The sequence below is a fragment of the Stenotrophomonas sp. 62841_Sma genome (assembly GCF_056482945.1).
Window position 1 is genome coordinate 78,654 of the sequence record NZ_CM151224.1, and the last position, 19,890, is coordinate 98,543.

Below are 19,890 nucleotides of genomic sequence, written 5' to 3' on the forward strand. Positions count from 1 at the left end.
TACCTCGATGCGGAATGAATTGAACGGGGACACTCAAGCCCGCTCAATCCCTGGAGCGCATCGTGAGGCCACCGGATGCCTCGACTAGATCACAGGTTGCTGCAACGCCGCAATACACGGTTGCAGGTGCAACAGAACGCGCCGGCAACCCAGTGCCGGCGCGGGGCCGGACTCAGCCGCAGCGCGCGCCGCTGACGGCGCCCTTGGCGTCCACTTCGATGTTCAGGCGGTCGCCGAGGAACTCCATCGTGGCCACGTCGTTGGGCTTGAGCACGCGCACCTGGTTGGCGCCGGCATCTTCCTGCGCCTGCTTGCCCAGCGCGTCGGTGTAGGTCTGGCCGACCAGGCTCTGCACCTGGCTGGCATCGCAGGTGCCGACCGGCGGAGCCTCGGTGGCCTTGCCGGCTTCGTCGGCCGGCGCCTTGGCGGCTTCGGCGGCCTGCTGGGCGTGGGCCGTGGCCGAATCCTGTTCATCCAGCGCCGGTGCCTGGCAGGCGGTCAGCGCCAGCACGGCCGGCAGCAACAGGGCGGAGAGCGAACGGGCGCGAATCGGGAACGACATCATGACTCCGGAAGGGGTTGTGAAGACCCGAGCATAGCGGCGAACCGGCCCTCACGTGTTTGTCTTGTGTTATCGACAGGATCGCGGCATGGCGACGGCGACACTACCGACATGCCAACCCCCTCTACTCCCGAACGACAGGCCGCACGCGCGGCCGGCCTGCGCTATGTCGACGACACCCAGCCGGGCATCAGCCGGCGCCGCGCCGGCAAGGGTTTCAGCTACCGCGATGCCGATGGTCACGCGATACGCGACGCCACCACCCTGCAACGCATCCGTGCGCTGGCGATTCCGCCGGCGTATACCGCCGTATGGATCTGCGCCCACGCCACCGGCCACCTGCAGGCCACCGGCCGCGATGCACGCGGACGCAAGCAGTACCGCTACCACGCCGACTGGGCCAGGGAGCGCGACGCCGGCAAGTTCGACCGCATCATCGCCTTTGGCGAGGCCTTGCCTACGCTGCGGCGGCGGTTGTCGCGGGATCTCAAGCGACCTGGGTTTCCGCAGGAGAAGGTGCTGGCCATGGTGGTGGCGCTGTTGGCGGACACCCTGGTGCGGGTCGGCAATGAAACCTATGCACAACAGAACCGTTCGTTCGGACTGACCACACTGCGCAACCGCCACCTGGAGCTGCTGCGCGGCGGCCGGGTGCGCATGCGCTTCCGCGGCAAGTCCGGGCAGCTGCAGGAGGTGACCGTGGGCGACCGCAAGCTGGGGCTGCTGGTGCGGCGCCTGCAGCAGCTGCCGGGGCAGGCGCTGTTCCAGTACCGCGATGACGACGGTGCGCTGCAGCCGGTGGATTCCGGCGCGGTGAACGACTACCTGCGCGAGGTGATGGGCGAGGACTTCACTGCCAAGGATTTCCGCACCTGGGGTGGCACGGTGGCGGCGGTGCAGGCGTTTGCCGCCACCGAACTGCCGGAACCGGCCAGTCAGCGCGCGCTGGCGCAGGCGCAGCGCGCGGTGGTGTGCGAAGTGGCATCGCTGCTGGGCAACACTCCGGCGGTGTGCCGCAAGGCCTACATCGACCCGTGCGTGTTCGCCGGCTGGGAGCGCGGTGAACTGGCCAAGCTGGCCGGCCTGCGTGGGCCGCGCCAGTGGGAACAGGCCACCCTGCGCGTGCTGCGCAGGGCGCGCAGGCTCAGCCGCAGTAGATCGCGGTGATGTTGTTGGTGCGGCCCTTTTCGATGGTCAGGCGGTCGCCGCCTTCGCTGGCCGGCGGTACCCGCGGACCGTCATGGCGCAGCACCCGCACATGCAGGCTGTCGCTGTCCACGCGTGCGCGGGCCACGGTGGCGTCCGAAGCGGCCAAGCCCAGTGCGCCGCGCACCATGTCGCTGTGGCACTGTCCGGAAATCACGCCGTCGATCGGCTGCACCTGGGCCATCGGTGTGCTGCTGCAGGCGGCGAGGGCGAAGCAGACGGCGGTGGTGGCGATGGCATGTTTCATGGTGGCGTTCCTTGTGTGGTTGCGTGCAGCGTGCGACGCCGCACGTGGTGGCGGAATGAATACCGTGCACATCGTGGACACGGTGCGCTCACTGCCGCCAACAGCATAGGTGGAGACACTGCAGGAGCGGCGTGCGCCGCCCCCGGTAGTGCCGGCCGCTGGCCGGCAGCCCCCTTCCCTCCCGAGGAGACCTGCATGGCCACCACCAAGAAATCCCCCGTTCGCCTCAAGGCATCGCCGAAGGTGCGCAAAGGCAGCACCGCAACCAAGACCGTCGCCGACCCCGATCGCCCGCGCGTGGTGAAGACCGCCACCCGTAAGGCGGCCGCCAGCGATCCACGCGCAGCGCGCGTCGCGGCCCGGCAGCGGCGCCTGCAGGACCAGGAAAAGGCCAAGGATGTGCGCGCGGCGAAGAAGGCGACAAAGAAGACCGCGACCCAGGCAGGCGCACGCCGTCAGCCGGAGGCGATGCCGGCGCAGCAGCTGGCCAAGCCTGGGCATGAACACGAACTGGAGCTGGCGCCGCGTTTCCTTGCACCGGACTACGCCGGCAGCGGCAAGCTGCAGGGCATGCGCGCGATCATCACCGGTGGCGATTCTGGTATCGGCCGTGCGGTGGCAGTACTGTTCGCACGCGAAGGCGCCGATGTGGCGGTACTGCATTTGGACGAGGCCGAGGACGCGGACATCACCCGCCAGCACGTGGAGCGCGAAGGCGGTCGCTGCGTGGTGATCGCCGGTGACGTGCGCGATCCGCGCTTCTGCAACAAGGCGGTCAAGCAGGTGGCCAAGGCGTTCGGCGGCATCGACATCCTGGTCAACAACGCCGCGTTCCAGCTGCATTGCGAGCGGCTGGAAGACCTGGAAGACGCGCATCTGCAGGAAACCCTGCAGACCAACATCGGCGGTTACATACAGATGGCGCGCGCGGTACTGCCGCATCTGGGCGAGGGTGCCAGCATCATCAACACAGGATCGGAAACGGGAATCTTCGGCAGCAAGGCGCTGATCGATTACTCGGCCACCAAGGGCGCGATCCATGCGTTCACCAAATCGCTGGCGAGCCAATTGCTACCACGTGGCATCCGGGTCAACTGCGTGGCGCCGGGACCGGTGTGGACGCCGCTGAACCCGGCCGACAAGCCGGCGGAGGACGTGGCGGAGTTCGGCAAGGACAGCGACATGGGGCGGCCCGCACAGCCTGAAGAACTGTCGCCGGCCTATGTGTTTCTGGCTTCGCCGGTCTGTGCCAGTTACATCAGCGGGGTGATCCTGCCGGTGATGGGCGGGCCGTGGGGGTGAGGCCGGGCGCGGCATGTGCCGCCTGAATGGGGCAGGTGCTGGGGTGTGCGCTGTGTCAAAAGCTCCGTCGGGCAGCTGGGGTAGGCTGACTCCCAACCGATCACGTTCAAGGACCGACCATGCCCGAGATGGATATCAATGCGGCGGCCAACGAAGTCGTCGCCCTGTTGCGGCAGAACGACGTGCGCGGTGCCGCCGCCCGCCTGGAGGCCCTGCACGACGGCCAGAGTGTTGTGGTGCAGGAATCGCTGGATCGCTACATCTCGGCGCGTGCCGCCACCGAGCTTGAGGCGTTGCGCCGGAATGGTGGTGTTGCCGCAGCAGATGCGGCCACAGTGAACCCGATGCTGGATCGCCTGGGTGAGGCGACGCGCCCACCGCGGATGCCCGAGGCGGCAGAGACCGCGGGCTTGAGCCAGGCCCAGCAGTACGACGTCTACGGCAGCATCGTGGCCCAGCGCGGCAACACGGCAGCGAACGAAGCAATGGCGACGCAGGACCGCGTGGTGCTGGGGCTGCGCGACGAGAACCGCACCACGGAGGCGCGCGGGCGTGGTGTCTACGACGACCGCATCGTGGTGCTGTGGAAGGATGCGCAGGGCCAAGGCCATGTGCGCGAGTTCAACCAGGCCACGACCGAGCCGACCGCGCAGTACGACGGCCATGCCAAGACCACGCCGCGCAGCCCGGGCTTCGGCAACGTGGCACCGCGTACCAAGACCGAGGGCGAGGACGTCAATGGCGACCGGGTCAAGGATCTGGGGCGACTGGGCGAAGGCACCACCGAAATGCGCGCGACCACCCACCCGCGCCACGGCCACGCCGATGAGTTCGCGCTGCGTCCCTCGCAGGACGCGGTAACCGCCGGTGCCGGCCGGGTGGAGCGGGACAGCAATGGCGATGGCTGGTTCGACGCGCGCGATACCCAGGGCGTGCAGGACCTCAACGACACCTTCAAGATCCACCGCGGCAGCCGGGCAAACACCGATTCGGCAGGTTGCCAGACCATCGGTGGCGGCGAGTACGACGACTTCGTGGCGACGGTGCGCGGCACGCCCGGGCAGAACCGCTGGCAGTACGTGCTGACCTCGGTCGCACCGGGGCAGGCGCGTGAGCTGGGGCAGGACGCCCCGCTTGCTGCCAATGACGACCCCCGCCAGCCCCAGCATCGCGACCATGCCCTGCAGCAGCAGATCAGTACGCGCCTGCAGGCGTTGGGCGGACGCTACGCCGAGCATGCCGATGCCTACAGCTTGGTGATGCTGCGCGAAGCGAAGGCCGCAGGCATCACCCATGTCGACCAGATCGTGGCCAGCAACCCCAGCGCGGGTCGTGCAGCCGGTGAGACGCTGTTCCTTGTGCAGGGCAGTCCGGGCGATCCTGCGGCGCTGCGCGCAGGGGTCAATGCAGCCGAGGTGCGCGAAACTTCGTTGGAATCCAGCCTGCGCCAGCTGCAGCAGCAATCGCGCGAACAGGCGGCACCCACACCCGCGCCTGCACACCTGCAGGAAGCGCCGGCGATGGGAGGGCGTTGAGCGATGATCCGATCACACCTGATGCCGGGCGTTTCGTTGATGCTGTTGCTGGCCTGCAGCGCCTGCGCGCCCGCTGGAGAGCGCGTCGCGCCGGTAGCACCCACCGCCAGCTCGTCGGCGAAACCGGAGACCTTGCCTGCGCAGACCCTGCCCACTGATCGGGGATTGCCCGCACTGCCAGATGCCTCCGGCAGCGCCCATCCCGGCGGTCGCTACGCTGCGCTGCCCGAACCTGCCAGGCAGGTGCTGGCGCAGTTGAAGTGCAACGTGGAGGGCGCCAGCAAGGTGCAGGTGCTTTCCACTCCCGCGCAGGATGGCCAGCAGGATTTCATGGTCACCGATCGCAGCGGGCCGCGCTTCCGCTACTGGATGCGGTCGTTCTCCGGCCGTGGCGGTACCACCGGGTATCTGGTGCAGCTGCAGGACTGCCCGGCAACCACCACGGGCATGCGCGCCTACATCGCACAGGGAGCCGCACCGCTGCAGGATGTCACCGCGTCGTTGCTGGCGCAGGCCGAGCTGCCCGACGCGGCGACCATGACGGCTTACCAGGACAAGGGCGCGGGTGATCTGTTCGCCTTCATCGGGGCGCTGGACAAGGTGCCGGTGCTGCGCTGGGTGGCCGAAGCAGACCCCGAACAGCCACTGGCCGCCGATGCGCGCAGCTTCGACCATGGCAATGCCATCCACGGCGGTTTCCTGCGCTGGAACCAGGATCACTTCGAAGTGGCCAGGACCGTACCCGCCGCGCTATGGCCCTGCGATGACAGCCCGTTGCTGCCGTGCAAGGGCGACCCGTTCGTGAGCGGGCGTTGAGGCCGCGCGCGCATAGAAATCGGCAATGCGCGGAATGAACTGCTGTGGATTGGCACCGACCAGATTGGTCAGCACCACCACCGCCACGCCGCGGTCGGGGTAGACGATGAAGGCCGATCGCGCGCCACCGATGCCGGCCACCTGCAGGTCGGGCGATGCGCGCAGCACCGGCCAGCCACCCGCCCATGGGCCGGCACGGCCATCGGTGAGGCGCTCTGCGGTCCACATCCTCTTCCGAGCTGCATCCTGAAGCAGGCGCCCGTCGGTCAGCGCGACCAGCCAGCGCGCGGTGTCGTCGGCGGTGGTGAGGATGCCGCCGCCGGCCCACAGCGAAGGCGGCATGTCGTAGAACCAATGCGACAGGCGGGACGGTGCATCCGCAGCGTCGGTGGCACGCGGGGCCAAGCTGTACATCGTCGCCGCATCCGGAATCAGGTCGTAGCTGTCGCCGAAGGTGGTGCGGGCCATGCGCGCGCTGCTGAACTGGCCGGTGGCGAGGAAACGTTCGTAGGGCATGCCGGATTGCTGCGCGATGATCCGTGCCAGCAGTACGTAGTTGGTCTGGTTGTAGGCGAAGCGCTGCCCGGGTACGGCTTCGACCGGCCGCGCAGTGACGGCTGTCCACGCCTGCGCTTCGGAGCCACCGCCCAACAGCCCATTCGCATCAAGGATGTCCGGAAGGCCTGAGGTATGCGCAAGCAACTGGCGTACGCGTACGTCTCTCCACGCTGGTGGAAGATCATCCAGGTAACGCGAGGCCGGCGCGTCCAGATCCAGCTGCCCCTGCTGGGCCAGCTGCGCGGCAGCCACGCCGGTAAACGCCTTGGTGGCCGAATTGAGCGGAAAGCGGGTGTCGCGCGAGGCAAGCACACCGTTCTCGACATTGGCCAGGCCGTAGGCCTCGGACAACACGATCTGCCCGTCTTTGATCACCGCGACCTGCAGCCCGGGAATGCGCTGCTCCAGCATGATCTGGCGGATCAGGCGGCGGGTCTGGTCGTTGGCCTGGTCCTGGCTGGCGGAGATGGCGGCGAAGGGCAGGGCAGTGATGAGCATGAGCACGACTCGAAGCGTTGGGCGGAACATGCGGGATTCCGGCGGGGCGTCGAGGATCGGATGCAGCGGGTGCGCAAAAGGTTTAAGCAGTACCTGCGCTGCGAGGCAGGTACTGGTTGTGTGCGCGGGACGTGCCTGCTGCGGCTAGCGGATCCGGGAAGGAGACCTTCCGAACTGCCGCTTGAACGCGGCACTGAAGCTGCTGGTATGGGCGTACCCGGCCACGCTGGCCGCCACGTCCACTGACACCCGTCGTTGCAGCAGGGCATCGTGCGCCCGTTGCAGGCGCAGTGCACGCAGCCAGGCGGCGATGCTGATGCCGTGCAGCTGCTGGAAGGTGCTTTGCAGGTCGACGGCGTTGGTACCCAGCCTGCGCGCCATCTGGTTGATGGTCAGGCCATCGGCTTCGCCGCTCTGCAGCCACTGTTGCAACTGGTCCACGCAACGCCGCAGATGTGCGCTGGGGGCAGGCGCCTCGCGTTCGGCGATCACGGATCGAACCACGCTGGCCGCGACTTCCAGCGCAAAGCTCTCGCGTTGCAGGTTGGCCAGCAGAGGCGGCTCCGCCGTTTCCGCCCCGAACAACGCTGCGGCCCGCCGCAGCAGTGGCGCAGGCGGTTGCCACGCCTGGTTGCGTGCGTGGCTCAGTCGCAGGCGGGTGAGTCCGGCCGATGCAATACCATCGAGCTGGCGCGACAACCAGTCCTGGCCGAGGTGCAGGCTGACCTTGGTTTCCTCACGACCCGCCTGCCAATGGCGCTGGAACGCTTCCTCCTCACGAAGGTGGACCAGCATCGCCGGGCTCCCGGTCCGGCGGCTGTCCATCTGCAGGCGCTGGTTGGCGATGACCACTTCGGCCTGCCCCTGCAGCAGGAAGCTGGCGGTGAGACCCGCAGGCAGGCAGTTCTGGCTGCGGCCGCCGACCATGTCCTGGCTGCGGCTGAGGTAGAGCACCAGGCCGCTGTCCATCGACTGCACCTGCTGCCAGCCGGCCAGCACCGGCAGCGCATCGGGGAGGCCCGATTCAAAGTCGACCCGGCCGCCCAGCGCGTGGGCGGCGCTCATCAGTTCGGCGCAGGAATAGACCTGCATGCAAGGCACCCGCGAATGCTGTCGTGCCTAAATTTTCTTTCGTCGCGCCTAAACTTTCAATGGTATTGCAAATTATTCTCATTTGCGGGGGCTCGCTGCCCCTTTCCCCTGTTCAGCAAGAAGGTCGATGGCGATGGGTCTGGTGATCAACGAGGCGGTGGTGCTGCGTGCCGTCTTCCATGGCGCGGTGGATGCGCACCAGATCCGGTACTGGCTGGACCGTGTGCAGGCGCTGATCGATGCCCACCGTCCCTTCTACTTCGTTGCCAGCACCGCGCCCGGTGCCATCTTCTGCGACGATTACCGTGCCCTGCAGGCGGTCTGGTACAAGCAGTACAAGGCCGCTTTCCGGCAGTACTGCCGGGGCCTGGTGCGCATCGCCAGCGATGCCGCCGAGCAGCAACGGCTGGACACCCCGGCGCTGCACGCGGCCTGGGCCGTGCCGTACTTCGTCACTACCGATGCCGGCGCCGGAATGCGCTGGATCGGCGAACGGCTGGAGCAGGCCGATGCGCACTGATCGTTCTGCCGCGTCGCCCTTTGGCCTGGGTGTGATCGTCGCGCTGTACATGGCACATGCCTTGCCCCTGTATTTCTACAACGTGGCGGTACCGGCCATCCTGCGCAGCCAGGGCGTGGATCTGCGCTGGATCGGCATGTTGTCGCTGCTTTACCTGCCGTGGGCGCTGAAGTTCCTGTGGGCACCACTGGTCGACCGCTGGCATCTGCCGGCCCTCGGTCGCCGCCGCAGCTGGCTGTGGCTGACCCAGCTGTTGCTGCTGGCAGGCATCCTGGTGCTGGCGTTCACCGGCCTGGATCATGGCCTGGTCGTGTTCGTGCTGGTCGGCATGTGGATCTCGACCATTGCCGCCACCCAGGACATCGCCATCGACGGCTATACCGTGGAGGCGCTGGCGCCGGCCGAGCACCGGCTGGGCAGCATGGCGCAGAGCGTGGGCGTGGCCCTGGGCAGCATGATCGGTGGTGCCGGTGTGCTGTGGCTGTATGAAACCCGCGGCTGGAGCGTGGCCCTGCTGAGCCTGGCGGCAATGAGCGCACTGACCCTGCTGGCAGTTCAGCAGATCAATGAAACGCCTGCCAGGCCCGACGCGCCGCGGCCGAGCATCCTGCGTGCGCTGCGTCGCCCCGAACTGCGCTGGGCGCTGCTGCTGATCGTGCTGTACCGGCTGGTGGAAGCGCCGGCCATGGCGATGATCAACCCGCTGCTGGTCGACCAGCAGTTCAGCCTGACCGAGATCGGGTTGCTGATCTCGGTGGGCGGCGCCGGTACCGGCATGCTGGCTGCGGTGGGCGCCGCCTGGCTGCTCAAGCAGCGCCGGGCCGAGCAGTTGCTGATGCACGCTGGCTGGTGGCGCACCGTGTTGTATGTACTGCTGGCGTTGATGCTTTACAGCGGTGCGATGGCGTCGTCACGGTGGGGCCTGGGCGCGCTGGTGATCGCGCTGCTGGCGCTGCGCTATGTGGCGATGACCAGCCTGTATGCCCTGTTCATGCGGGTCAGTTCGCGTGCCCAGGCCGGCACTGACTTCACCTTGCTGGTGTGCTTCGAGCTGCTGGTCAATTTCATCGGCGGTGCACTGTCCGGCTTCCTCGCCAAGGGACTGGGCTACCCCATCTACTACATCGCGCTGGCGGCAGTTTCGGCGCTCGGGTTGCTGCTGTGCCGGCCGCTGATGCGCCGCTTCGCAGCACCCACGAACTCCCCCTGATACGCAACGAGGACACCATGCGGCATACCGCAGCAACCTTTCCGCTGGCGATGCTGGCGTTGGCCATCAGTGGCCAGCTGGCGGCGCAGAGTACGTCCGCTACGGCTGGCACCCGGCAACTGGATGCGGTGAGTGTCACCGCCGTGCGAGGCGCACGCAGCGTGGCCGAGATCGCCGGCACCGTGTATGCCATCGAGCGCGAGCAGATTGCCCAGCAGATCACCGCCGGGCGCAGCACCGCCGACATCCTCGGCCAGTTGGTGCCGTCGCTGGCGCCGGCCAGCGGGACCACCAGCAACTACGGCATGACCATGCGTGGCCGCAGCGTGCAGGTGATGATCGATGGCGTGCCATTGACCGGCGCACGCGATGGGTCGCGCCAGCTCAACAGCATCTCGCCGACCATGATCGAGCGCATCGAGGTGATCTCCGGCGCCACCGCGCTGTATGGCGCCGGTGCCAGTGGCGGCATCATCAACATCATCACCCTGCAGCCCGGTGAGCAGCCGGTGCAGCTGGCCAGCCAGTTCGGCCTGCGCAGCCCCTCGCATCTGTCCAGTGACACGCTGGCCTGGAACGCCGCGCAGACCATGACCGTGCGCGGCGATCAGTTCAGTGGCGCGTTCGGCTTCGCCTATGGCCGGCAGGGCGCATCGCTGGATGCGCATGGCCGCCGTATCGGTCCGGAGATCGCGCAGACCGATCGGCAGGACACCGAGACCCGCGAACTCAATGCGCGCTTCGACTGGACCCCGACGGACAGCCAGCAGTTGAGCGTGGGCGTGCGCTGGTTCGACGATCAGCAGGACAGTGATCATGGCCCCGACTATGGCCCGCGCCTGGCTGCGCTGTTCAACCCTGCATTCACGCCCAGCCACCAGGCGCTGCCCGGCCTGCAGCTGGAGGCGCAGCCACGTACCCGGCACCAGGGAGTGAATGCGCAGTACCGCAACCGCGATGTACTGGGCGGGCAGGAACTGAGCGTGGAAGCCTATTACCGCAACGAGCAGGGGCGCTGGTTCCCGTCGGTGTCGACGCTGGTGCACCCGGCACTGCGCGGTGGCTTCGCCTATGTGGCGATGCAGTCCAATACCGATATCGATGTGTGGGGCCTGCGCACAGCGCTGCACAAGGGTTTCGACGTGGCGGGCCGCAGCCTGCAGCTGTCGTACGGCGTGGACCACGAGCGCGAGCAGGACAGCCAGCGTGGGCAGATGTATGACATCAACCGCTTCATCGCCAGCAACGGTCTCGATTACCAGCCCACCGCGCAGTACGCGATGGGGCCGGACGTGCGCGTGGATACCACCGGCCTGTTCCTGCAGGCCGACCATTCGCTGAGTGAGCGCTTCAGCGTGCAGGCCGGCGTGCGCCACCAGATCCTGCGCAACCGCGTAGAAGACTCGCTTCCCTACACCGAAGCGATCACCGCCGATGCCGTTGCGGGGTACACGCCGCGCCTGCTGCGGGGGGGCCGTGTGCGCCACTCGCAGACCCTGTTCAATGCCGGCGTGGTGTACCGGATGGATGCATCGCAACAGCTGTTCGCCAACGTCTCGCAGGGTTTCAGCCTGCCCGACACCCAGCGCATGCTGCGCGATGTACCGGCAAGCTTCGTCATCGACAGCCGCAACGTCGGCCCGATCAAGGTCGACAGCTATGAGCTGGGCTGGCGCCGCAGCGATGCATCGCTGCAGAGCGCGGTGACCGCGTTCTACAACCGCTCGGACAAGACCGTGCAGTTCAACCGCGACTACAGCGTGTCGGTGGCCGACACCGACGAGCGCGTGTGGGGCGTGGAGGCCAACCTGCGCTACACGCCGACGGCGCAGCTGGAGCTGGGTGCGAGCCTTGCCAGCACCCGGGGCCAGTACCGCGATGCTGCCGGGCGTTGGCGTGAGCTCAATGCGTTCCGCGTTTCACCCTTGAAGGCGGGTGTGCATGGGCAGTGGCGCTTCGCCAATGACAGCCTGCTGCGCTTGCAGGGACAAGTGGTGGGCGGCACCGATCGTGCCTGGCGCGATGCGCCACTCGCAGCGATCAGTCCCAGCATCCGCGCTACCCCGGCGGCGAAGATCCACGGCTATGCGGTGTTCGACCTGATCGGCGAGCTGCCGCTGGCAGGCGGCCGCTTCAGTGTCGGCATCTACAACCTGGCTGATCGTGACTACCGCACGGTCTATGGCCAGCAGGCCGAGGCGACCTACGGGAAGATGTCCAGCCTGCCCGCGGCAGGGCGCACCTTCTCGATCGGGTATCGGGTGGAGTACTGAGGGGCACGCCCCCCTACCGTTCGTCGGCCCATGACTTCCGGGGGGTTGACTACAGTTGTCGTCACGCAGAAAGTGGCGACACGTGTAGTCAAGGGAGTGGTGTCATGCGTGGCAAGACGATCGGGGACCAGGAACTGGCCCTGCTGCAGTACATCGATGAACATGCGCCGGCCAGCGTCGGTGAGGTCGCCAGTGGCTACGGCGAGGCCCGTGGCCTGGCCCGGTCCACCGTGCTGACGATGATGGAGCGGCTGCGGGCGAAGGGGTATCTTCGTCGCCAGCAGCAGGACGGCGTCTACCGCTACCAGGCCACGCGTGGCCCGGAAAGCGTGCTGCAGGGTGCAGTGGCCCAGTTCGTCGACAACACCCTGCAGGGCTCGGTGTCGCCGTTCGTGGCCTACCTGTCGCAGCGCCAGCAGGTCAGCGACAACGAGCTGGCCGAGCTGGAAGCGCTGGTCGCCGAACTCCAATCGCGCCGCCACGAGGGCTGAGCCATGGACACCACGATGCTGATCCCGTTGTTGGAACGGCTGGGCTGGACCAGCCTGCAGACCGTGCTGCTGGTGGCCCTGGTGTACGGCGTGTGCCGCGCACTGCCGTCGCTGTCGGCGGCCACCCGCTGCCGCCTGTGGTGGCTGGTATCGCTGCAGGCCGTGCTCGGCCTGTTCTGGAGCCAGCCGTTGCAGCTGGCCTGGCTGCCGGCACCGCAGGCGGTGGCGATGACCGCCACTGACGTTGCCGCAGATCTGGTCTACCCGCTGGCGCCGGAAGCCTCGGCGCAGCTGCTGGCGACGATGCCGGTGCCTGCAGCGGACGTGCCGGCAGTGGCGTGGTGGGCCGTTGCACTGGCTGCGCTGTGGGCATCCGGTGTGCTGCTGATGGCCCTGCGCACCTTTGGTGAGTGGCGCCGTTGCCGGGCGCTGCTGGCCGCCGCCTATCCCTGCGAGGACGAAGCGCTGGTGCAGGCCCTGCAACTGGCCTCCGATGCGCACGGCGTGCGTCCTGCGCCGCGGTTGTGGATGAGCACGCAGGTGGACGCACCGCAGCTGGTCGGGCCGTTCCGCCCGGTGCTGCTGCTGCCGGCCGGCGACAACGCCCTGCAGGGTGATGCGCTGGACCTGGCACTGACCCACGAACTGCAACACCTGCAGCGGCGTGACCTGCAGTGGGGCCTGCTGCCCGCACTGGCCCAGCACCTGTTCTTCTTCCACCCGCTGCTGCGCCTGTCGGTGCGCGAATACGCACAGGCCCGCGAAGAAGCGGTGGATGCGGCCGTGGTTGGCCAGCATGGCGCGAGCCGTCAAGCCTACGGTCGCCTGCTGTTGCAGCTTGGCGTGGCACCGCAGCCACACCTGGGCGTGGCCAGCGCCGCGCCGAACACCACCAGCCTCAAGCGTCGCCTGCTCTCGCTGCAGTCGCGCCGGTCTTGCCCGCGCATCCTGGCGATGGCGTTGACCGCTGTGGTGGTGCTGGTGGGCGTGGCGCCGATGCGACTGGTCGCTGCGCCGGTGCCGCCGGCCCCGCCCGCGCCGCCGGCCGCACCGAAGGCCGTGGTGCCGCCGCCGCCGAAGGCTCCGAACGCGCCGCCCGCAGCGCCTTCGGCCGCGCGCGTTCCGGCCGTGCCGGTGGCGCCCGCGCCGCCTGCCGAGCCGGCCGATGTCGAAGCGCTGTCAGGCCCGGACGATGCCGATGTGGCGGTCGACGTGGATGTCGATGTGGATACCGACATGCACAGTGAACATTCGACTTCCCACACCACCTCCATCACCACCTACGGGCGCCTGGATCTCGGCAAGTCGCCGTTGCAGGCCTACGTGCTGGTCGATGGTGATTCGACCTTCGCCAATGGCGGCATCGACGATGTAACGGTGGCCCGCAGGCAGCTCGGCAAGGGGCCGGCGCTGTGGTTCCGCCAGGGCAACAAGCGCTACGTGGTGCGTGACCCGATGATGATCCAGACCCTGCAGCGTGCCTACAGCGGCGCGGTGGATCTGGGCCGCCAGCAGAGCGAACTGGGCCGCCAGCAGAGTGTGCTGGGTCGCCAGCAGGGCGAACTCGGCAGGCAGATGGGCGAGATGGGCCGCCTGCAGGGCGAGGAGGCGCGTCGCATCGCACTGGCCGCCACCGAGGCTGCGCGCAGCGCGATGGCCGCGCATGACATCAACCGCGAAGCGGCGGCGGAAGCGGCGAAGGCGGCGCGCGGTGCGGCCCACGATGCGGCTGCTGCCGCGGAAGCGGTGAAGGCGGTGCGTGGCTTGACCGTAGACGTGGCCGGTGTGCGTGAGGCGGCGCGCAGCGTGACCAACGACATGGCGGGCGCACGCGAGGCCGCCGCCGAGGCACGTCGTGCAATGCAGGAAGCCCGCAGCGAGGCCGCGCAATCCGGCCGCACCCGTGACATGCAGCGCCTGGCCAGCCAGCAGTCTGAACTGGCCAGCCGACAGGCGGCACTGGGCAGCCAACAGGCCGCGTTGGGCGAGCGTCAGGCACGCGTGCATGCGCAGGCATCGCAGCAGGCACAGCAGGTGATCGCGCGCGCACTGGCCAGCGGCAAGGCCGAGCGCCTCTGAGCGGTAGTGCCGGCCGCTGGCCGGCAATGTGGGGTGCCGGCCAGCGGCCGGCACTACCCTGAGGCGATCAACCGCAGCTGGCGCGCTCGATGCGGTTCTGCGCATCCACCTGCACGGTCACGCGGTCCTGGCGGAAGTCCATGGTCACCGCCATGCCGGGTTTGACTACCCGTGCACCGCGCGCGCCGCTGTCAGCCACCAGTTTCTTGATCGTGGCTTCGTCGGCGGTCTTGCCGGTGAAGGCCTCCAGCGCCTCCGGCCTGCATTCGTGCGCAGCATCGGCCACGGGTGCCGGCGCGGGATCGTGGGTGGTGCTGCTGCCGGCGTGACTGCAGGCGGCCAAGGGCAGGATGGCGAGCAGGACCAGAGGGTTGAGGCGCATCGTCGGGCTCCAGGCGTGGATGGTGGCGGCAGTGTCACCGCTGCCACCGTCAGGCTGCGTCAACGCCTACTGCCCGACCAGCGCCAGGGTTTCGCGCTCACGTTGTTCTTCCCGTACCAGCCGCTGCAGCAGCAGGGCCAGGGTCACCACGTCCTGGTGGTTGTGGTCGGCCACCCGGCGCAGGTTCACCGCGTCGCCGCCGCGCAGGAAGCGCAGCCATGCGCCCGGCGCTTCAGAACCGGGCAGGTCGTCCTCGCGCACCACGCGCAGCAGCTGGCGTTCGATGGTGGACAGCTTGCAGTTCTCCCACGTGCCGCGATAGCGGCGGCGGGTCGGATAGAGCAGGTCGACGTGATCCAACGCGCTGATCGGGCAGCACTGGCGGGCCAGCCGGTAGCGCGCCTTCAGCAGCGGCGCATCGTAGCTGCGGCCGTTGTAGCTGCAGAACACGGTGGACGGCTGCAGCCAGCGGGCGAAGGTGGCCAGCATCGCGTCCTCGGCGGCCATCGTCGCCATCAGCAGCTGGCGGATGCGCAGGCCTTCGCCGCGTTGCGGGCACACATGCCAGTCGGCGGCCCCGATCATGAAGGCGCGGGTGCCGGTGCCGCCGGCCAGGCCGGTGGTTTCGGTATCGAAGAACAGCAGGTCGAGCGGGGATACGTGTTCGCCTTCGCGGCGGGCGAAATCCAGCGACAGCGGCTGCGACGGAATCGGCTGTGGCTGCAGCGACTCGATCAGGAACAGGCCCGGTGCGATTTCCTCGCCGGGCAGCTGGCGATCCTGCGCGCTGGCGCGTGCCGGCGCGGCTCCACCCCGCGAACGCAGGCCGAGCAGGCGATGCAGGCTGCCCACTTCCGGCCGACGCAGCGGCGCGGGTGCCGGTGTGGAGGCGGCAGCGCCGGTCGGCTTGTGGCGGATCTCCTGCTCGACCCAGGCGAACACCGAACGCTCGGCCGGTGGTTGCCGCGCATCGTTGGCGGCAACCGGTGCCGCAGGTGCTGCGGGCGGCGGCTCGGGCGCAGCCGGCGTGACTGCCTTCGGGTCACCGGCCTGCTTCCGCAGCAGGCGCAGCTTGTCCAGGCTCAGGCTCACGGGGCCAGCAGCTCCATCGGGTCGCGGGTGGTCACCACCACGTCGGGCACGTGCTGGCAGGCCTCGGCATCGAACAGGTCCAGCACACGCAGCGCCAGCGCGCGCGGCGAGGTGTCATCCTCTTCCTGCGCGGCCAGCACCGGGCCCACGCAGGCCGGGCAGCCGGCCTTGCAGTCGCAGCGCTGCACCAGTTCGCGCGCGCGCTGCACCAGCTCGGCCTGGCGCTGCCACAGCGGTTCGCTGAGGCCGACGCCGCCGGGGAAGTTGTCGTACAGATACACGGTGGGCACGAACTCCTGCAGCAGTTCCACCACACCGGGATCGCCCTCGCTGCCGCGCAGCTGGCCACGGCCGCTCTGGTCGGCAATCGCGAACCAGGAACCATCGCCGTTGCCCACGGACTTCTGCAGGTCACGCGCATCGGCCATCACCGCCACGGTGGCGACGATGTGCAGCGCATACGCGGCGCCGAGGAAGCCATCCAGCGCATCCTGCTTGCTGGCGAACGCGCGCAGCAGCAGTGCCTGCGGTAGCTGCCACCACACCGCAGTGGTGTGCAGTTCCTGGTCGGGCAGGTTCACCGGGCCGTAGCCGATGTTCTCGTGGGTGTAGTAGCGGATCTTCTTGTAGCCGGCCACGCGGCGCACCACGTGCACCTCGCCATGATGCGAATCACCCCGCCCGGCCACGCCGCCGTCGAAGCGGTCCAGCACCTTGAGCTTGGTGAAGTCGATGCTGTCGGTGTAGTAATCCACATGCGTACGGGTGACATAGGCCTTGCGGCCGTCCCAGTCGAGCGTCTCCACCTGGTAGGGCGTGGACTGCACCATGTGGATGGCACCCTCGTACAGGGTGAGTGCGGCAGCGGAATAGTCGACCTCGGCGATGATCTGCTGGCGGCCATCGCTGCGATCGACCACCACGAAGTTGCCATCGGCCACCGCACGCAGGCTCACTGCGTTGGCCGGGTAACTGTCGGCGATCCATTCCCAGCGCTCGCCTTCGCGGTGGATCACTTCTGTCTCTGCCAGCGCTTCCAGGAACACTTCCGGGTCGATCGGGCCGAAGCCATCGCCAACCCGGAACGGCAGCTCGAAGGCCGCGCAGCGGATATGGTCGAACAGGATCAGCGGCTGGTCCGGCGCGATGCGCGCGTGCTCGGGCGAGGCCTCGGCGAAGAAGTCCGGATGCCGCACCACGTACTGGTCCAGCGGCTGCGAACTAGCCACCATCACCCCAAGCGCCGGCTGCTGACGGCGGCCGGCACGGCCGAAGCGCTGCCAGGTGGCGGCCACGCTGCCGGGGTAGCCGTTGAGGATGACCACGTCCAGGCTGCCGATATCCACGCCCAGCTCCAGTGCCGAGGTGCTGACGATGCCGTCGATGTTGCCCGCGCGCATCGCACGCTCGGTCTCGCGGCGTTCGGTGGGCAGGTAGCCGCCACGGTAGGCGCGGATGCGCGGCGGCTTGCGCGGGTCGTGGTCGAAGATGTCCTTCAGGTACTTGGTCAGCACCTCGACCATCAAGCGGGTCTGCGCGAACACCAGGGTCTTCAGCCCGGACTTGATCGCAATGCGTGCGATGCGGTTGCTCTGCGAGCGTGCCGAGGCGCGCAGGCCCAGGTCCGGATTGATCACCGGCGGGTTCCACAGCAGCACCTGCTTGGGCCCGCTGGGCGCGCCGGATTCGGTGATGGCGGTGACCGGTGCCTCGATCAGCGCCTCGGCATGCGCCTGCGGGTTGCCGATGGTGGCCGAGCACAGGATGAACTGCGGTTGCACGCCGTAGAACGCGCAGATGCGCTTGAGCCGGCGCAGCACGTTGGTGACGTGGCTGCCGAACACGCCACGGTAGGTGTGCACTTCGTCGATGACGATGTAGCGCAGGTTCTCGAAGAACTGCGCCCACTTGGTGTGATGCGGCAGGATCGCCTGGTGCAGCATGTCCGGGTTGGACACCACGATGTCGCCGTGCAGGCGGATGGCCTGGCGCGCATCGCCGGGAGTGTCGCCATCGAAGGTGAAGGCCTTCACGCCGAGGTCGCCGGCGCGGTTGAGTTCCAGCAGCTCGGCCACCTGGTCCTGGGCCAGTGCCTTGGTCGGGAACAGGTACAGCGCCTTGGCCTTGTCCTGCATCGCCGCGCTGACCACCGGCAGGGTGTAGCACAGCGACTTGCCGCTGGCGGTGGGGGTGACGATGGCCACGTGCTCGCCGCGCTGGCTGGCGTTCCAGGCCTCGGCCTGGTGGCTGTAGAGCTGTTCGATGCCACGCGCCTTCAGGGCGGCAGCCAGGGCCGGCGGAACCGAATCGGGAATGGGCGCATAGCGGCCTTCGCGGCCGGGAATGGCAAAGCTGCCGGTGATGCGGTCCTGGTAGCGGCGCTGCAGGCGCGCGCTGAGCAGTGCGCCGTCGCGGGCGGGCAGGCCATCGCGGGTGGCGAGCTTCTGCTCGGCATCGGCGGTGCGCTTGGCGAGTTCGTAAGCCATGGAAAGTGGAGCCGGGACGGATTGCGAGGGGTCACATGGCACCACACTCACGTCTCAGGATGTGAGACACCGCACACCAAGGGCATGAACCGTTCAGTGCTCGCGTCCCGTGGCGTCGCCGCATCTCCCCTGGCTGAACAGCTGCCAGTGCAGCAACGAAATCTGAAGCCGGTATCCGTATCCTTGGGCGCTGGACGCAACCAACAGGGTGGATGGCTGTGGCACGACGTGGAACGCAGGGAGCCGTCCTGGCCAGCATGCTGCTGGCCGGTATCGCGCAGGCGCAGCAGGCCACGCCGGTAGCGGTGCCCGACCCAGCGCCCGAACCTCCTGCAGATGCGCCGGCGGCAACCACCGCGCCGATCTCCACCACCCTGCCGCAGGACAACGTCACCACCCTTGGCGAAGTGCGTGCGCTCAAGCCCGAAGACGAGCCGCTGGATCTGTACCGTTTCAAGAACCCGGTGAAGTTCGGCGACAACCGCTTCAGTCGCGACTGGAGCGAACCGCCGTCGCCGGAGCAGGTCAGCATGGGCGGTGGTTACATCATGATGGGCGTGGTCAAGGGTGTGATGGCGGCGGCCAAGGGGATCAACAAACTCACCGGCGGACCGGCGCAGATCCAGGCCGCCGTGGCGCGGCCACCGCCGGAGCTCAGTGCCGAACAGCAGCAGCGTGCGCTGCGGTTCTCCCAGGAGCAGGATGCCGGCGATGCACCGCCGGTGAAGTAGGCCGGTATATCCTGCCGGCTCCCCACCGCTAGTGCTGCCATGTTCCTGCGTTCGATCTGCCTGCTGGCCGCATTGCTGCCGGCGTCCGCCTTCGCCGATGGCATCGCCGGTGATGGCGCCTGCCGCAATGGCGCGTTTCCCTCTGAACAGAGCCGGTTCGCTCTGGCGCGGGTGGTCGATGCGCCCCGTCTGTACCTGCTTGGCGACATGGACGGCTGCCCGGCGAAGGGCGAACCGGCCTGCCGACAGCGCAGCTATGTGGTCAATGGCGATACCGTGGTGACCGGGCGTGATCTTGGCCGCTACCGCTGCGCGTTCTTCCCGAACAAGGTGGGTGGCAGTGCTGGCTGGGTGGACCGCAGCAAGCTGCAGGCGTTGCCGGTGGTCGTGCCGTCGCTGCAGGATTGGGCGGGCCACTGGAAGGACGGCGACAACGGCCTGCGCATCACCATGCAGGGCGGGCAACTACATGTGGAGGGTGACGCCTACTGGCCCTCCGCCAACCCCACGCCGGAGCAGCGCCCCTACGGGCCGAACATGGGCCAGGTGGAAGCGCGCGCGGCGCCGCGTGGTGCCGATGTCGAGTTTGCAGAGGACACCTGCAAGGTGCGCGTGCATTCGCTGGGGGAGGTGCTGATCGTGGCCGACAACAGCGAATGCGGTGGCATGAACGTGCGCTTCAACGGCGTGTACCGGCGCGCGGGCACGCGTTGACCTCGCGGAAAGGCGCCAACCAAGGTTGGCATCTACCAGGGCAACCGGCCAGTAGATCCACGCCATGCGTGGATGCTGTCCGCGATCCAATCGATG

18 protein-coding genes are annotated in these 19,890 nt (G+C 68.2%); 11 read left to right on the plus strand and 7 right to left on the minus strand.

What is annotated here, in order from left to right; translation table 11 throughout:
- Positions 1–172: 172 nt before the first annotated feature.
- Positions 173–562, minus strand: a complete 390-nt coding sequence (locus ACZK5G_RS00335; RefSeq protein WP_004133799.1) for an I78 family peptidase inhibitor — start codon at positions 560–562, stop codon at positions 173–175.
- Between the two features lie 111 nt (positions 563–673).
- Here ACZK5G_RS00335 and ACZK5G_RS00340 point away from each other — a divergent pair, with 111 nt between their 5' ends.
- Complete coding sequence (locus ACZK5G_RS00340; protein ID WP_478464924.1) at positions 674–1,729, plus strand: DNA topoisomerase IB; 1,056 nt, start codon at positions 674–676, stop codon at positions 1,727–1,729.
- On the opposite strand, the gene ACZK5G_RS00345 is transcribed toward ACZK5G_RS00340, so the two are convergent.
- Positions 1,707–2,015 carry a hypothetical protein gene (locus ACZK5G_RS00345; RefSeq protein ID WP_004153470.1) on the minus strand — a complete coding sequence of 103 codons (309 nt, stop codon included), beginning with the start codon at positions 2,013–2,015 and terminating at the stop codon, positions 1,707–1,709. The genes ACZK5G_RS00340 and ACZK5G_RS00345 overlap by 23 nt on opposite strands.
- Before the next feature lie 195 nt (positions 2,016–2,210).
- On the opposite strand from ACZK5G_RS00345, the gene ACZK5G_RS00350 reads away from it, so the two are divergent.
- The 3 genes from ACZK5G_RS00350 to ACZK5G_RS00360 all read left to right on the plus strand — a co-directional run bounded on the left by ACZK5G_RS00350 (position 2,211) and on the right by ACZK5G_RS00360 (position 5,668).
- Positions 2,211–3,317: an SDR family oxidoreductase gene (locus tag ACZK5G_RS00350; RefSeq protein WP_478464926.1), complete on the plus strand. Its 1,107-nt coding sequence runs from the start codon at positions 2,211–2,213 to the stop codon at positions 3,315–3,317.
- Between the two features lie 119 nt (positions 3,318–3,436).
- Entirely contained in the window at positions 3,437–4,852 is a 1,416-nt protein-coding gene (locus ACZK5G_RS00355; protein WP_478464928.1) for an XVIPCD domain-containing protein, read from the plus strand.
- Positions 4,853–4,855: 3 nt separating this feature from the next.
- On the plus strand, positions 4,856–5,668 hold the full coding sequence (locus tag ACZK5G_RS00360; RefSeq protein WP_478464930.1) for a hypothetical protein: 813 nt from the start codon (positions 4,856–4,858) through the stop codon (positions 5,666–5,668).
- On the opposite strand, the gene ACZK5G_RS00365 is transcribed toward ACZK5G_RS00360, so the two are convergent.
- Together ACZK5G_RS00365 and ACZK5G_RS00370 are read right to left on the minus strand one after the other, a co-directional pair.
- Positions 5,603–6,724: a serine hydrolase domain-containing protein gene (locus ACZK5G_RS00365; protein WP_478464931.1), complete on the minus strand. Its 1,122-nt coding sequence runs from the start codon at positions 6,722–6,724 to the stop codon at positions 5,603–5,605. The two genes, ACZK5G_RS00360 and ACZK5G_RS00365, sit on opposite strands and share 66 nt — an antisense overlap.
- A gap of 144 nt (positions 6,725–6,868) precedes the next feature.
- The gene (locus ACZK5G_RS00370; RefSeq protein ID WP_478464932.1) at positions 6,869–7,816 is read right to left on the minus strand and encodes a helix-turn-helix transcriptional regulator; all 948 of its coding nucleotides are present in this window, start codon (positions 7,814–7,816) and stop codon (positions 6,869–6,871) included.
- Positions 7,817–7,943: 127 nt separating this feature from the next.
- Between ACZK5G_RS00370 and ACZK5G_RS00375 the strand changes: the two genes are divergently transcribed.
- From ACZK5G_RS00375 to ACZK5G_RS00395, 5 genes are all read left to right on the plus strand, one after another.
- A complete protein-coding gene (locus ACZK5G_RS00375) occupies positions 7,944–8,336 on the plus strand; it encodes a hypothetical protein (protein WP_478464934.1) in 393 nt (130 codons plus the stop codon).
- The gene (locus tag ACZK5G_RS00380) at positions 8,326–9,546 is read left to right on the plus strand and encodes an MFS transporter (protein WP_478464936.1); all 1,221 of its coding nucleotides are present in this window, start codon (positions 8,326–8,328) and stop codon (positions 9,544–9,546) included. Before ACZK5G_RS00375 ends, ACZK5G_RS00380 begins: the two co-directional genes overlap by 11 nt.
- Positions 9,547–9,563: 17 nt before the next feature.
- Entirely contained in the window at positions 9,564–11,819 is a 2,256-nt protein-coding gene (locus ACZK5G_RS00385) for a TonB-dependent receptor (RefSeq protein WP_478464937.1), read from the plus strand.
- A gap of 104 nt (positions 11,820–11,923) precedes the next feature.
- Complete coding sequence (locus ACZK5G_RS00390) at positions 11,924–12,310, plus strand: BlaI/MecI/CopY family transcriptional regulator (protein ID WP_004133922.1); 387 nt, start codon at positions 11,924–11,926, stop codon at positions 12,308–12,310.
- 3 nt (positions 12,311–12,313) lie between these two features.
- Positions 12,314–14,389 carry a M56 family metallopeptidase gene (locus ACZK5G_RS00395; protein WP_478464938.1) on the plus strand — a complete coding sequence of 692 codons (2,076 nt, stop codon included), beginning with the start codon at positions 12,314–12,316 and terminating at the stop codon, positions 14,387–14,389.
- A gap of 67 nt (positions 14,390–14,456) precedes the next feature.
- Here the strand turns inward: ACZK5G_RS00395 and ACZK5G_RS00400 are convergent, their stop codons facing one another.
- From ACZK5G_RS00400 to ACZK5G_RS00410, 3 genes are all read right to left on the minus strand, one after another.
- Positions 14,457–14,771: an I78 family peptidase inhibitor gene (locus ACZK5G_RS00400; protein WP_049461562.1), complete on the minus strand. Its 315-nt coding sequence runs from the start codon at positions 14,769–14,771 to the stop codon at positions 14,457–14,459.
- A gap of 66 nt (positions 14,772–14,837) precedes the next feature.
- Positions 14,838–15,863: a ribonuclease H-like domain-containing protein gene (locus tag ACZK5G_RS00405; RefSeq protein ID WP_478464940.1), complete on the minus strand. Its 1,026-nt coding sequence runs from the start codon at positions 15,861–15,863 to the stop codon at positions 14,838–14,840.
- The gene (locus ACZK5G_RS00410) at positions 15,860–18,349 is read right to left on the minus strand and encodes a DEAD/DEAH box helicase (RefSeq protein WP_049461564.1); all 2,490 of its coding nucleotides are present in this window, start codon (positions 18,347–18,349) and stop codon (positions 15,860–15,862) included. The genes ACZK5G_RS00405 and ACZK5G_RS00410 overlap by 4 nt, the downstream gene beginning before the upstream one ends.
- A 212-nt stretch (positions 18,350–18,561) precedes the next feature.
- On the opposite strand from ACZK5G_RS00410, the gene ACZK5G_RS00415 reads away from it, so the two are divergent.
- Together ACZK5G_RS00415 and ACZK5G_RS00420 are read left to right on the plus strand one after the other, a co-directional pair.
- Positions 18,562–19,080, plus strand: a complete 519-nt coding sequence (locus tag ACZK5G_RS00415) for a hypothetical protein (protein ID WP_012509660.1) — start codon at positions 18,562–18,564, stop codon at positions 19,078–19,080.
- 39 nt (positions 19,081–19,119) lie between these two features.
- Entirely contained in the window at positions 19,120–19,794 is a 675-nt protein-coding gene (locus ACZK5G_RS00420) for a hypothetical protein (protein ID WP_478464942.1), read from the plus strand.
- Positions 19,795–19,890: the final 96 nt, after the last annotated feature.